Here is a 14,680-nt window from a genome sequence, read left to right as displayed (position 1 = left end):
AAAAAATTAATAGACTTACACAATTAAAGCCGAAAGTCTTTTTATAAGTTCGCATTATTTTTTCTTAAAAAACTTTGAATTAAACGGAAATGAACACGAGAATAAAAAAGGAAGAGTTAATAATTACGAATAAGGAACTTGTTTTTCAAAACGAAGAGAAAGAAAAACGAGCTGCTGAACTAATTATTGCTAGTACTGAACTTGCCTTTCAAAACGACGAAAAAGAAAAAAGAGCTGCTGAACTAATTGTTGCTAATACTGAACTTGCCTTTCAAAACGACGAAAAAGAAAAAAGAGCTGCTGAATTAATTATTGCTAACACGGAACTTGCTTTTCAAAACGAAGAGAAAGAAAAACGAGCTGCTGAACTAATTATTGCGAATACGGAACTTGCCTTTCAAAACGATGAAAAAGAAAAACGAGCCGCCGAACTAATTATTGCTAACACGGAACTTGCCTTTCAAAACGACGAAAAAGAAAAACGAGCTGCTGAACTAATTATTGCAAACACGGAACTTGCTTTTCAAAACATAGAGAAAGAAAAACGAGCCGCTGAATTAATTATCGCCAATAATGAACTCGCTTTTCAAAACGACGAAAAAGAAAAAAGAGCTATTGAATTGATTATTGCTAATCGAGAACTTGCTTTTCAAAATGATGAAAAAGAAAAACGTGCTGCAGAATTAATTATCGCTAATAAGGAACTTGTTTTTCAAAACGAAGAAAAAGAGAAAAGAGCTGCAGAATTAATTATCGCCAATAAGGAACTTGCTTTTCAAAACCTGGAGAAAGAAGAACGTGCTAAAGAACTAGATACTGCAAATAAAAAACTTGCTTTTAAAAACCAAGAAAGAAGAATTCAGACAGCAGAACTAAACATTGCTAACAGAGAACTTCTTTTTCAAAATAAAGAAAAAGAAAAACGGGCAGCTGAGTTAATAACAACTAACTTAGAGCTTAAAAGAGCCGAAGAATATCAAAAAGAATATATAAAAGGATTAGAGGAAATGATGTTTATGACCTCACACAAAGTCAGACAGCCCATAGCCAATATTTTAGGTTTATCTTATTTACTTGATCAGACAATAAATTCACCTGATGAACATATCCAATTCTTAAATCACATAAAACAATCGGCTTTGATGCTCGATTCTTTCATAAAAGAACTAACCCTATTTATTTCCCATTTGGAACAAAAAGGAAAAAATAAAAAATATGCTTAACTAAAATCATTTTGGGCATTTAATTTTTAAAATTATGACTATCCGTAATGCGGACTAAAATCATTTCGAATACAATTTTCGTCGTTTGTACATTTATAAAGCATAAATATTAGCCCACAGATTGTACAGATTATACCGATTTACACGGATTTTTTTACTTGGTGAATCAAACTGTTATTTAAATCTGTGCAAAATCCGTTCAATCCGTGTTATCTGTGTGCCATACTTTATCCTTTGGAACATATTGCAGACTGTCATATTTAAAATAATAATACAATAAAATCGAGAATTAGAAATCTCGATTTTTTTTTGTTACAATCCAAAAAATGAATTCCATTTTTAAGGTAACTATTTTAGATATTTAAACACCATTTCATTTATAACTTCAATTTTAGATTAGACCTTTTTCTTAAAAAAATTACTACTACAATTCATTTCTATACAAACTTTTTTTGTCTATTTCAGCCTTTTTTAAAGAACAATTTAAGTACTGTAACACAATGTTAACATAATAAAATCAAACAAGTTATTGATTTTTAACTATATACATAAAGCATTAACGTTTTAGATGTGTGAATTTTACAACTTCTATTTTTAATTGTATAACTCTTTTATCCAATAACAAAACAATCTTTGCTATACAAAATACTTAATCCCTAAAATCAAAAAAAAATGAAAACTAAAAATTTACTATTAACCTTTGCAATACTATTTATTGCATTAATTTCTGGTTGTGCAGAAGACGATTTCGTAGAGACAGTAGGCGTTTGCCCTATTGTAGAATCTACAATTCCTGCAAATGGCGCTTTAGGCATTCCATTTAATCAGATAATCTCTGCAACTTTCAATGAAGCAGTAAATCCATCAACGATTAACCTATCTACTTTTATTATTACAGAAGCTGATGGAACTGCTGTTACCGGTATTGTCACGTATAGTGGGACAACAGCTACCTTTACTCCAGCAAGTCCTCTTAGTCCTAATACAACTTATACTGCTAGAATTACAACAGGAGTTAAAGATGTAATGGGTAATGCGCTTCAAACAGATTATGTTTGGACATTTGCTACCGGGATGATTATTGTTCCTGTCGTGATTACTACAGATCCAACAAATAATGAAATAAACGTAGCTCTTAATAAAATAATTACTGCAACATTCAGTGTACCAATGGATCCTTTGACAATAAACAATTCAACATTTACTGTAAAACAAGGAACAAACACGATTGCCGGAGTAATTACTTATACTGGATCAACAGTATCTTTTACACCAACAAATCCATTAACCACTAATACTGTTTATACCGTTACTTTAACAACAGGTGCTAAAAGTTTACAAGGAACACCATTAGCTACTAATTATGTATGGAGTTTTACTACAGTGCCTGCACCAACAGTTACTGCTACAGATCCGCTTAATAATGCTATAGCAGTTGATTTAAACAAAACAGTTACAGCTAACTTTAGCTTAGCAATGGATCCTTTGACTATAAATACAACTACTTTTACTTTGAAACAAGGTACTACAATAATTCCGGGTGTTGTTACTTATACCGGTGGCAATACTGCTTCATTTAACCCGGTAAATTCACTTGATCCAGGACTTGTTTATACAGCTACCATTACAACTGGTGCTAAAAGTGCAGCAGGTATTCCATTAGCGAATAACTATGTTTGGAATTTTACCACAGCAAATGTAGCTACTCCATCCCCAATAATTACAAGCGGTTTGTTTTTTGGAGTTTTTGGAGGAAATGCCGGAATAACCAATCAAGGATTATTAACTGTGGTTAACGGTGCAATCGGTACAACCGCCGCTTCCACTTTAGTAACAGGTTTTACAGATGGTACAAGTGGAGATGTTTATACCGTAACCCCATTAAATAATGGAGTTGTAACTGATGGAATATTTACAGATGCACCTGCACCAGGAAATGCTACTAAAGCAGCAACTGCATTAGCTGGATTGAATGCAGCGAGAGATCTTTATAACAGTATTTCTCCAGCTTCAATGCCAGGTGGCGTTGCTAATCCGGGTGCTGGTGAATTAGGTGGATTAACGTTAGCTCCTGGTATTTATACAGCCTCTAGCTCTTTTAGCATAACTAACGGAAATCTTACTTTAAATGCGAATGGTGATCCCAATGCAAAATGGTACTTTCAAGCACCTTCGACTTTAACAGTAGGTGATTCAATGCCAAGTAGTGTTACATTTTTAAACGGTGTTGGTAATCCTAATAATGTTTATTGGTATGTTGGTACAGCAGCTGTTATTAACTACGCCGGTGGTGGAGTTATGGTTGGAAACATTATCGCCAATTCTGGAGTGACTTTGTCTTCTCCTGCCAATAGTACAAATCCTTTTTTAACGGTACTAAATGGTAGAGCGATTTCTCTAGTGGCTTCAGTTACTATGGTAAATACAACTATTAATGTACCTAATAACTAGGTATTTGATACTAAAGGTTTTTACAGCCAAACAATTTTATCCCGTCTTAGGACGGGAATTATTTAAAAAATGAAACAAACAAAATAAAAAAACATGGACAATATAAATAATTTAAAAAAGGGATTACGCAATTCTTGGTCCCTTAATAACTTACCTATCAAAGGACTTTTAGTAGTCTCATTGACATGGTTAAGCGTTCAAACACCAGTTCAGGCACAACAAACACTAGAAGTTAAATATGCGAAACCTTCTTGGTACTTTGGTGTTGCTGGTGGAGCCAATTTCAATTTTTACGAGGGTTCTACTCATCAGTTGAATGCTGGTTTTACGCCTCCGGCTACGTTTCATGAGGGAGATGGTGTTGGACTTTTCATTGCACCACTTTTAGAATATCGTCCTGCTGATTCAAGATGGGGCGTTATGCTTCAAGCTGGATATGATAGCCGTAAAGGTTCTTTTGACCAAGTAAAAACGGCATGTGATTGTCCAGCAGATTTATCTACTGATTTAAGTTACATTACGGTGGAACCAAGCGTGCGCTTTGCTCCTTTCAAATCTAATTTCTATCTTTATGGAGGTCCACGTTTGGCTTTCAACTTAGATAAATCGTTTACCTATCAATTAGGTATTAACCCAGCATTTCCTGATCAGGCACCTTCTCCAGCAGTAACAGGTGAATTTAGTGAGATTGAGAAAACTATTTTGTCAATGCAAATTGGTGCTGGCTATGATATTCCGCTTTCTTCAGATAGTAACAAGACACAGTTTGTATTGTCTCCTTTTGTTTCTTTTCAACCTTATTTTGGTCAAAATCCACGTTCAACAGAAACATGGAATATAACTACAATTAGAGCGGGAGTTGCACTTAAACTTGGACAAGGGCGCAATATTCAAGAATCTACAGATGTTTTACCAGATCGCGAAGTTCAATTTTCTGTAAATTCTCCTGCTAATATTCCTGGAGAAAGAAGAATGAGTGAAATATTCCCACTTAGAAACTATGTGTTTTTCAATACTGAATCAACTGAAATCCCAAATCGTTATGTTTTATTAACGAAAGATCAGGTTAAAGATTTCAAAGAAGATCAATTGGAAGTATTTGTTCCAAAAAACTTGTCGGATCGTTCAAAACGTCAAATGATTGTTTATTATAATGTACTAAACATCCTTGGAGACCGTATGCAAAAAAATCCTTCTTCAACGATTACTTTGGTAGGTTCATCAGAGAAAGGTCCTGCAGATGGTCTTGCAATGGCAGAATCAATCAAAACCTATTTGGTAAATGTATTTGTCATAAATCCTTCTAGAATTACAACAAAAGGTCAAAACAAACCAAATATCCCATCTGAACAACCAGGTGCAACATTAGAATTAGAATTGCTACGTGAAGGAGATCGTAGAGTTTCTATCGAAAGTGCTTCTCCAGATTTATTGATGGAATTTCAAAGTGGCCCTGATACCCAATTGAAACCAGTACAAATTGTTCCTCTACAAGAAGCCCCTGTTGAAAGTTATGTTACCTTCAATAATAAAGGAGCTGGTGAAGCATTATCTTCATGGTCATTACAAATAGCTGACGAACAAGGAAAAGTACAGTCTTTTGGACCTTATACTCAGGAAGAAGTTAGTATTCCTGGAAAATCAATTTTAGGCAGCCGTCCGGAAGGTGATTACAAAGTGAAAATGATTGGTCAAACTAAAAGTGGTAAAATTATAGAAAAAGAAACTTCGGTACATATGGTACTTTGGACTCCTACAAAAATGGAAGAAGGTCTGAGATACAGTATTATTTATGAATTTAATAAATCTAAAGCGATTACCATCTATGAAAAATACCTCACTGATGTAGTAACACCAAAAATTCCTGTTGGTGCGACAGTTATTATTCATGGCCATACGGATATTATTGGTGAAGAAGTTCACAATCAAGATTTATCACTTGCTCGTGCAAACGATGTGAAAAGCATTCTTCAAAGTGGGTTATCTAAAACGGGTAGAAACGACGTAAAATTTGAAGTACTCGGATACGGTGAGGATGAAAACAAATCTCCTTTTGAAAACAAAACTCCAGAAGAACGTTTTTACAATCGTACAGTAGTAATTGATATTATTCCTGCTGCTAAATAAGTCAAAATAACAGAGAATACATTTTTATAAATTACAAAAGAGGATAGAAACTTAAAAGTCTATCCTCTTTTTTTGTTTAAAATTTAAAATCTATAGTCAAAGCAAATCGATGAATTACAACCAATCAACACCATTGATTTGTTCAAATTAGAAATGAACCGCATCTATTTTTTTTACATTAGTGTTTTAAAACCTAAATTTTAACAAAAAAATTATTATTTTTACTATTCACTTTATGCATATATGACCCCAAACAAACAAAATCTTATTAAATTCTATTCTGCTTTTGCCAATGCTGATGCTTCAACAATGTGTGAATATTATCATCCAACGATTCAGTTTCGTGATCCTGTATTTGGTTTATTAAAAGAAAATGATGTTTGTCAAATGTGGAAAATGCTGATGGAAAAAAGCAAAGGAAATATAAAAATTGAATTCTCAGATATAAAAGCAGATGAATATCTTGGTTCTGTCAGATGGATAGCAACTTACAACTTTAGTAAAACCAATAGAAAAGTGGTAAACGTTATTCATGCGCAATTTCAGTTTAAGGATGGGCTAATTATCAAGCATACTGATGATTTTGATATCTGGAAATGGTCCAAGCAGGCATTAGGAATTCCGGGGTATTTATTTGGATGGACAGGTTATTTTCAAAACAAAATACACCAAAAAGCACTTCTTTCATTGAAGAAGTATAAAGAAACGAAACATGCTAATTGAAACTTTAAAATCGCTATTCAACAGAGATTTAAAACAGCTTAAAGCAGAAATGGAGCTCTACCAAAATGAAAGTCAAATTTGGCACATTCAAAAAGGGATAGCTAATTCAGCCGGGAATCTTTGCTTGCATTTGGTTGGGAATCTTAATACCTATATTGGAGCCGAATTTGGAAAAACCGGTTATATCAGAAACAGAGCGCTCGAATTTTCACAAAAAGATATTCCGAGAGCAGAATTAATAAACAAAATCGAAGCAACCATTGTTGTCGTTAACAATGCACTTAATAACGTATCGGAAGAAGAATTAAAAATGGAGTTTCCTCTTTTAGTTTTTGAAACCAAGACTTCAACTGAGTTTATGCTCATTCATTTAACCACTCACCTGGCCTATCATCTGGGACAAATCAATTACCACAGGCGTTTATTAGACTCCTGAAAATTTGCCTTAACAAACAATTTACACCTACACTATTCGTTTTGATTAATACTTTAATCGCAACTAATTTTTAGAATAAAAAAGTTAAAGAGGGACAAGGAATAACGGTTACAATATAAATTTGTATGATACAATCTTCTAAAACACCCGTTCCATTTCAATCAAACAGAAAATATTCTGTTTTAGAAATTCTTCAGCTCATCATACTGGCCTCTTTGATTCTGTACTTTGGTAAAACACTATTTATTCCGTTAAGCTTTTCATTACTCATTAGCTTTATTCTGTATCCCATATGTAAATGGATGCAAACAAAGGGAATTAACAAAGGAATTGCAATTATTATTTCCATTTTAGGAGTAACCGTTTTGGTGGGAGCGGTAATTTATCTATTATTCGCACAGTTTTCAGAGTTTCTTCAGGAATGGCAATCTTTGAGAGCTAAACTTACAGAAACGATAAATCAATTGAGTACTTTCCTATCCGAAAGATTTGACATCAGCCTTGAAAAACAATCGGAATTCATCAAAAATATGCTCAATAACTCTGGTTCAGAAGCTTTTTCCTTGCTGCGAAATACCGCATATTCTGTATCAGAGTCTCTATTTTACCTATTAATGATTCCTGTTTTTTCGGCGCTGATTCTATTCCATCGCCAGATGTTATCGAATGCGTTGTATGAACTTTTTCCACCAGAAAGAAAAAGCACCATTCACGAAATCCTTATTGAAACCATTCATGCCTATTACAATTTCATCAAAGGAATGTTAGTGGTATATTTAATAGTTGGACTTTTAAACAGCATTGGACTGCTGATTATCGGGGTACCACACCCATTTCTGTTTGGTTTTATAGCCTCAATTCTAACATTTATACCTTACGTGGGAATAATGATTTCATCACTCTTACCCATTGCAGTTTCCTGGATAACGTATAATTCGATTTGGTACCCATTAGGTGTTATAATAGTCTTTTCTATTGTACAAGTACTCGAAGCCTATATCATATTTCCTTTTGCAGTGGGAAGCCGTTTGAAAATAAATACACTTGTCATCATTATTGTGGTAATTGTAGGAGGCATTTTATGGGGTGCTGCAGGAATGATATTGTTTATCCCGTTCATTAGTATCATAAAACTGATTGCCGACCGTACACCAAGTTTAAAGACATTATCCGTTTTACTGGGAGATGGCGAACAAAAGAAAGTTACGAAATAATTTACATTAAAAGACCAAAATCAAACTTCCAATCCAACGCTGTTTTATACCATAATTGCCCCTGTGAAACCTCCAATGGGCAGTCAAAATTATTCGTATAAAGCGCTCCGGTTCCTAATCCCTGTGGCATTGAATTGTGCTGTAAAAAGGTCCATTGTGCGATGGCATTTAGCCCAATATTACTCTCCAAAGCTGAGGTAATCCACCATCCAATTTTATGCTTTTCAGCCAATGAAATCCACTCTTGGGTTCCTCGAAAACCGCCTACAAAACTAGGCTTCAAAATGATGTATTGCGGTTTGATTTTCTCCAATAACAACTCTTTTTCTACCCGTGTAAATACACCGATTAGCTCTTCATCCAAAGCAATAGGAAAAGGAGTAATTTTACACAACTCTGCCATACTGTCAGTATGATTTTTTTGGAGCGGCTGCTCTATACTATGTAATTTAAATTCAGATAGTTGTATTAATTTATATAAAGCTAAATTTTCATCAAAAGCACCATTCGCATCGACACGAATTTCAACTTGTTCCGGAGTGAAATGTTCCCGAATAAACCGTAGTAACTGCAGTTCTTTATCGAAATCTATCGCTCCTATTTTGAGTTTTATGCAACGAAAACCATCTGCTAATTTTTCCTCGATTTGTTGCTTCATAAACGACTCCTCACCCATCCAAACTAAACCGTTTATAGGGATGGATTTTGTACCATTTGTAAAGTTCGAAGGAAAGAGTAAAAAAGGAGTTTCACTAGCCAAAGATTGGAACGCCATTTCCACTCCAAATTGTATCGAAGGAAACTCCAATAACGCTTCCCAAAGCCAGTCTTTCCCCAAGTGAATATTGTCACAAGTCCATCGCAATTTTTCTTCATAATCTGGTCGATCATCAATACTCAATCCACGAAGAATTCCACATTCTCCAATTCCCTTTTTACCGTCTTGTTCCAAGATGATAAACCAAGTTTCTTTTTCGGTCATAACACCACGGGAAGTTCCTGATGGTCGTTTGAAATTAAGAATGTATTTGTGGTAGGTTGCTTTCAAGAAATTATAAATTATAAATTATGAATTATAGATTATGAGTTACTATAACCCAATCACCTATTTTTAATAAGCCTGAATCAATACATCTGTTGGAATATTTAGCCTCTCATGCAGTTGACGGATCATTTCCAAAGAAAGTTTTCGTTTGCGATTTAGGATTTCACTCGCACGACTTTTTAAACCAACAATATTGGCTAAATCATTTTGATTATATCCCATTTGCTCCATTCTGAATTTTATAGCCTCAATTGGGTCTGGCATACCAATAGGAAAATGGTCATTCTCATATTGGTCAATTAAAATACTAAGCACTTCCAATTCGTCACCTTCAGGCGAACCGTTTTTAGCATCAAAAATAACTTCAAGTCTTTCGAGAGCTTGGTTATAATCGTTTTCTGTTTTTATAGGCTTAATTTCCATTGCAATTAAATTTCGTTGGCGTTAATTTTATCATATTCTGCATGCGTTCCAATAAACCGAATCCAAACCATTTGGTAGTCAAAATTAATTTTAACTATTAATCGGTAATTATTTCCCTTGATATTAAACACAAACCGATTATTATTTAAAATACTTACACTTGGATATTGTTGTTTTATCACGTTGGGATTTTCCCATTCGGCTTTGCTCGTTTCCTGAAACCAAGACATTAATTGCTGTTCACCATCAGTATGAGCTACCCAAAAATCTCTCAATGTATTTTTTGCAATTACTCTCAAATTCTATTTATTTTACAAAGATAATAAAAAAGTTCCCATTTTGGGAAATTATTTTTTAAAGATTTAAAATCAAAATAATTAATTTTATCCAGACTTAAATGTCCTTATATTCCTTATATGGTAAAACAATAAATCCGTTTTTAAACCATAATAAGACATTTAAGAAAATATGAGTTTTAGAAAAGTGAATCTACTTTTCGATTAACTTCAAAACTCTTTCAAAATCATCATTTTGAATGCCCACCTTTTTGAAAGTCTCAAAATCTTGTTTTACTTTTTGAATCCAGCTCAAACTGTCTGTTACATTTTGTGACTGGTATTCTTTGTAAATAGCTTTTGCCGACGCATAATTATCATTCAATAAATATGCGTGTGCCAAATTCAGTTTTATCAATAATTCCGAATCATCGAGCTTCTCGCCTTCTTTTAGGAATTTAATCGCTTTTCCATATTGTTTGGTTAAAATATAACTGTTTCCAATTGCATTATAATCCAAAGCGGTTGCTTTTCCATCATTGATTATAGTTGTCAATTTCATAATTGCTCCACCTTGCTCTCCTTGTTTTACCAATAGAGACGCTTGTTTTCGCAAATCATCATAAACCCCTTTAGAAAAGCTTGTTTCACCAAAACAACTGTTACCAAAGTCTTTAAACGCTTTAGAACGCTCTATCGCTAATAAATTTTGGAATTCCTTAAACTTATATTTAGATTGTATTTTATCCAGAATACAAACGCAAAAATCATCTGAATTGGTCATTTTTTGAGCCATATTCGATGTTTTGCATTGATCAATGATTTGTTTTCTGTTTTCCAGAGTCCATCCGCGGCTGAGTTTGTTATCAACCCACGGCACGACTTCGAGAATAATTTTTTGATTCATGATCCAGTTTTTACTTTCGAAACCAAACCATAAATTTCCAGAATTGGATTTCATACAAGCCGATTTCTCTCTAGAAAGTCGTTTCGCATCTTTGCTTACAGGAGTATCCTGAACCAAACAAGCATCGTCAGTTTTTCCGTTTTCTTTGTATTTCACAGCCAAGTCTGCGCTAGAAAAAACAGCATACTTGCATTTATCATCTCCAGAGATTTTAGACAAGATAAAAACAGCTCCTGCTGAACCCTGACTGATTCCTGTTGGGTCTGGAATAGCTTTTAAAACAGAAACTAAACTGCCCGCCATTTGCTGATTTTTATCCAAAAGTGTTATTCTGTAAACTACTTCAGTAGTTCCTTCAGGAAAATCTTGGGTTTTTATGATAATTCTATCTCTTGCGGAAACTGTAATTTCTTCAGTTGTAGCGCGGGTTTTATCCCAATAACCATCTTTTTGAGAAAAAACAGATTGAAACGAAATAGTTGTTAATACTATTAAAGCAATTTTTTGAATGTTCATTTTCTTGATTAACGTTTTTTAGCCCAGATTACTTCACTTAATTTCTATTTTCATCTGAGTTCAGTGAACTTCGTTTGCAGTGGAAATCCTTTTTACAGCCTTTTCAACGGATAAAAAAGATTACTTCACTATACTTTTATTTTCATAAGAGTTCAGTGAATTTCATTTGCAACGTATAGCTGGATTAGCTTTAAATAAAAAATTATAATTCGATGGAACTTCCTATTTCCAGTAACATTAAATCTTTTCCTTTATTGAAGAATTTACGAATGGCGTCTTCATGATCGATTTCGATATAGCCAAAAGTGTCGTAATGATATCCTAAAATTTTATCACAATCCAAGAAATCAGAAGCAACAATAGCATCTTCGACATCCATGGTGAAATTATCTCCTATTGGCAGAATCGCCAAATCCAGTTTGGTACGCATAGGAATGAGTTTCATATCCATAGTAAGCGCCGTATCTCCAGCAATGTATACATTTTTATGTTCCCCTTCAATAACAAAACCGCCCGGATTTCCTCCGTAACTGCCGTCAGGAAAAGAACTGGAGTGAATGGCATTGACATATTTCAGTCTTCCAAAGTCAAAATTCCAGCTTCCTCCGTGATTCATGGGGTGTGTCTGAAAACCTTTTTGGCAATAATGGCCCGCAATTTCAGCATTAGAAACTATTACTGCATTGGTTCTTTTGGCAATTGCCTCCACATCCAGAATATGATCTCCGTGCGCATGAGTTATTAAGATAAAGTCTGCTTTTAATGTGTCGATATCAATATGTGATGCATTTGGATTAGCAGAAATATAAGGATCTACAATTATGTATTTGCCTCCAACTTCTATCCCCAAAGAGGCATGACCGTAAAATGTTATTTTCATTTGAATTAAATTTAAAGATCTAAAAATGGACTGATTTGAGTTTTAATTTACCTTTAATAATTATTGACAATCAAGTCCGAAAAGAAGAAAATCATACACAATGCCAACAATACAGAAAGTGCAAAAGTACTTAGCGATAGTTTTTTTAATTCGGGATCTAATTCCTTAGTATTGTGATTTTTATAAACGGTAATTAAATGTTTAGTTAAAGGGATATAAGCTAGCAAAAATAAGTATTGATCAAAGTGAAAATGGTTTATAATTGCAAAAACCAACACCAAAATCATAGCTGAAACAATTAGGAAATAATGGTATATTTTAGCTTTGGCTCCGCCAATTTTTACGACAATCGTGTTTTTATTTGATTTTCTATCCGATGCTTCGTCACGCATATTGTTCAGATTTAAAACTCCAACACTCAATAATCCAATGGCTGTTGCAGGTAAAAACAATTCAAAATCCAGTTGTTTTGAATACAAAAAATTAACCCCTAAAGTGCTTACTAAACCGAAAAACACAAAGACAAATAAATCTCCGTATCCGCGATATCCATATGCTGTATTTCCCACGGTATAACGAATTGCCGACACTATAGATAAAATCCCCAAAACCAAATAAAATAAGGAATACCATAAATTAGTATCTGTAAACGCATAGTAAATTAATAACATCGCCGAAAGCAACGTCAATGCCGATGTGATTATAATGGCGCGTTTCATAGCTTCGGGCGTAATTACGCCGCTTTGTATGGCACGTTTTGGACCAACACGGTCTTCGTTATCCGTTCCTTTCATGCCGTCGCCGTAATCATTAGCAAAATTAGACAGTATTTGCAGTCCAAGTGTAGTTAATATGGCAAAGCCAAAGAGCCTCCAATTAAAGACTTCCGTTGGCGTCAATATGTTGTCCGTTGGGTGTGCCAAAGCATACATGCTCCCTACAATTATTCCGGAAACTGACAAGGGCAATGTTCGTAAACGTGCAGCTTCAATCCAGTGTTTCATATCTTTTTGTTTAAAAGTTTAAGGTTTAAGGTTTGTCGTAACAACAACTTTAAACCTTAAACTATTTTGTTTACATCCAATTACTATCGGAAGTTTCTATTTCGTACAACCAAAGGTTGACTTGTTGTTTTATTATTATGTAATTCCCTAACTGAAAAGCAATATTTCCTCCAGCCGTATGCAACGTTATGGAACCTATATTCAACTTTTTATGCCAGAAAAGCTGAGAAGTAGAAATTGCCTGTATTTTGCTTGGCTCAATAATCTCATTACTAACATCCCAGGCCCCACTCTGCTTTATTATAAAATTATCGTTGATGAATAGTCGGTTATTTATGAATTTAAAATATTGGATCAATCCAATAAAAATAACATAAACAGGCACTAAATAACCATACTCAAAAAAAACTGGCTCAATCCAATAACCAACAACTATAAAACCAAACAAAGGTAAACCTATTGTCAAGAAAATTGAAAAAACAAGTTTACGAAAATTAGGCTGAAGCATCAATCCTTTTTCCGGAATTTTATGAAACAATAATTTCAATATAGCATCCCGCTCGGGTTCGCTACAACCCGGAATTTCAATCGCTGATTTGCGTTCTTCCTTTTCACCGCTGGTTGCTTGCTTTATTTTCATTTCCAAAATACCCATTTTGTTTTGGAAATAATTTCTGGTAATAGTTGTTATCTGAACTTTTTCGGGTTTGATAATGGTACTTTTTGTATTTAACAATCCAAAAGAAAGCAATAAAGACCCTTTTTGTCTAGTAATTTTATAATCAAAATATTTAAAAACAACACGTATCACATTCACAACCAAAACAACACCAAAAAAGAATACTATCGATAATAAAATAGTTTGAAGAACTAAATTTTCGTCTATGTATGACCCGACTCTTTCTTTATAAATACCATTTTCATCTCCAAAATTTTGAAAATTCTCATAAAGAGTAGTAAAAAAAATCAGCAATAAAGCAATACTTCTTTCATAGTTAGAGGTGATTCCAACTTTTAATAAACTCAAAAAACTTATTTTTATAAAAGGATGTTCTGCTTCAAGTGGTTTGTCTTCCGTTTCCTTAAATTGAAATGCTTCAGATTCACTTACACTCTTTTTTTCTTCATTATCTAATAGTCGAGATTTTAATTCCAACGCCAATTCATGTGAAATCGCTTTTATGGCGCCTTCTTTTTTATTGCTGCCGGCTGTATCCACATCGAGTTCATAAACACCAATTATTTTTTGAATAAAAGACTGATTGATATTTACCTGTTGGATTTTACGGAGCTGAATCGCCGTTTTAGTTTTATTGAAAACTCCTTCTGTAATGATGAATTCTTCGTTTTCTATGTCTAAGAAAAAAGTAAAATTCAAATATAGGTATAGGCGTTTAGGTCGCAATTTATTATTTTTGCCTGATGGCAGATAGAAATATTTTTAGAGGAGTGAATT

General features: G+C 33.8%; 13 protein-coding genes. 6 read left to right on the top strand and 7 right to left on the bottom strand.

Annotated elements, in window-relative coordinates:
• Positions 1-89: 89 nt before the first annotated feature.
• The 6 genes from FNW38_RS17750 to FNW38_RS07910 all read left to right on the top strand — a co-directional run bounded on the left by FNW38_RS17750 (position 90) and on the right by FNW38_RS07910 (position 8,174).
• Complete coding sequence (locus FNW38_RS17750; protein ID WP_235890170.1) at positions 90-1,223, top strand: hypothetical protein; 1,134 nt, start codon at positions 90-92, stop codon at positions 1,221-1,223.
• 672 nt (positions 1,224-1,895) lie between these two features.
• A complete protein-coding gene (locus FNW38_RS07930; protein WP_143387346.1) occupies positions 1,896-3,674 on the top strand; it encodes an Ig-like domain-containing protein in 1,779 nt (592 codons plus the stop codon).
• A 93-nt stretch (positions 3,675-3,767) separates the two neighbouring features.
• Positions 3,768-5,801, top strand: coding sequence for an OmpA family protein (locus FNW38_RS07925; protein ID WP_143387345.1), 2,034 nt, complete (start codon positions 3,768-3,770; stop codon positions 5,799-5,801).
• 243 nt (positions 5,802-6,044) lie between these two features.
• On the top strand, positions 6,045-6,524 hold the full coding sequence (locus FNW38_RS07920) for a nuclear transport factor 2 family protein (RefSeq protein WP_143387344.1): 480 nt from the start codon (positions 6,045-6,047) through the stop codon (positions 6,522-6,524).
• Positions 6,514-6,960 (top strand): DUF1572 family protein, encoded by a 447-nt coding sequence (locus FNW38_RS07915; protein WP_143387343.1) that lies wholly within the window; start codon positions 6,514-6,516, stop codon positions 6,958-6,960. Before FNW38_RS07920 ends, FNW38_RS07915 begins: the two co-directional genes overlap by 11 nt.
• Before the next feature lie 125 nt (positions 6,961-7,085).
• A complete protein-coding gene (locus FNW38_RS07910) occupies positions 7,086-8,174 on the top strand; it encodes an AI-2E family transporter (RefSeq protein ID WP_143387342.1) in 1,089 nt (362 codons plus the stop codon).
• Position 8,175: 1 nt separating this feature from the next.
• Here FNW38_RS07910 and FNW38_RS07905 read toward each other — a convergent pair whose 3' ends face one another.
• From FNW38_RS07905 to FNW38_RS07875, 7 genes are all read right to left on the bottom strand, one after another.
• Entirely contained in the window at positions 8,176-9,222 is a 1,047-nt protein-coding gene (locus FNW38_RS07905; protein WP_143387341.1) for an o-succinylbenzoate synthase, read from the bottom strand.
• Positions 9,223-9,285: 63 nt separating this feature from the next.
• Positions 9,286-9,642 (bottom strand): helix-turn-helix domain-containing protein, encoded by a 357-nt coding sequence (locus FNW38_RS07900; RefSeq protein ID WP_143387340.1) that lies wholly within the window; start codon positions 9,640-9,642, stop codon positions 9,286-9,288.
• Between the two features lie 5 nt (positions 9,643-9,647).
• The gene (locus FNW38_RS07895; protein WP_143387339.1) at positions 9,648-9,941 is read right to left on the bottom strand and encodes a type II toxin-antitoxin system HigB family toxin; all 294 of its coding nucleotides are present in this window, start codon (positions 9,939-9,941) and stop codon (positions 9,648-9,650) included.
• Between the two features lie 190 nt (positions 9,942-10,131).
• Positions 10,132-11,340, bottom strand: coding sequence for a tetratricopeptide repeat protein (locus FNW38_RS07890; protein WP_143387338.1), 1,209 nt, complete (start codon positions 11,338-11,340; stop codon positions 10,132-10,134).
• Between the two features lie 202 nt (positions 11,341-11,542).
• Positions 11,543-12,220, bottom strand: coding sequence for a metal-dependent hydrolase (locus FNW38_RS07885; protein ID WP_143387337.1), 678 nt, complete (start codon positions 12,218-12,220; stop codon positions 11,543-11,545).
• 53 nt (positions 12,221-12,273) lie between these two features.
• On the bottom strand, positions 12,274-13,224 hold the full coding sequence (gene menA, locus FNW38_RS07880; protein ID WP_143387336.1) for a 1,4-dihydroxy-2-naphthoate octaprenyltransferase: 951 nt from the start codon (positions 13,222-13,224) through the stop codon (positions 12,274-12,276).
• Between the two features lie 70 nt (positions 13,225-13,294).
• Positions 13,295-14,602: a PH domain-containing protein gene (locus FNW38_RS07875; protein WP_235890169.1), complete on the bottom strand. Its 1,308-nt coding sequence runs from the start codon at positions 14,600-14,602 to the stop codon at positions 13,295-13,297.
• Between the last annotated feature and the right edge of the window lie 78 nt (positions 14,603-14,680).

This window comes from Flavobacterium gawalongense, from assembly GCF_007097265.1.
In the GTDB taxonomy this organism is placed as follows: Bacteria; Bacteroidota; Bacteroidia; order Flavobacteriales; family Flavobacteriaceae; genus Flavobacterium; species Flavobacterium gawalongense.
The sequence above is the reverse complement of the archived record's forward strand: the minus strand, read 5'-3'. Positions and strand labels throughout refer to the sequence as shown.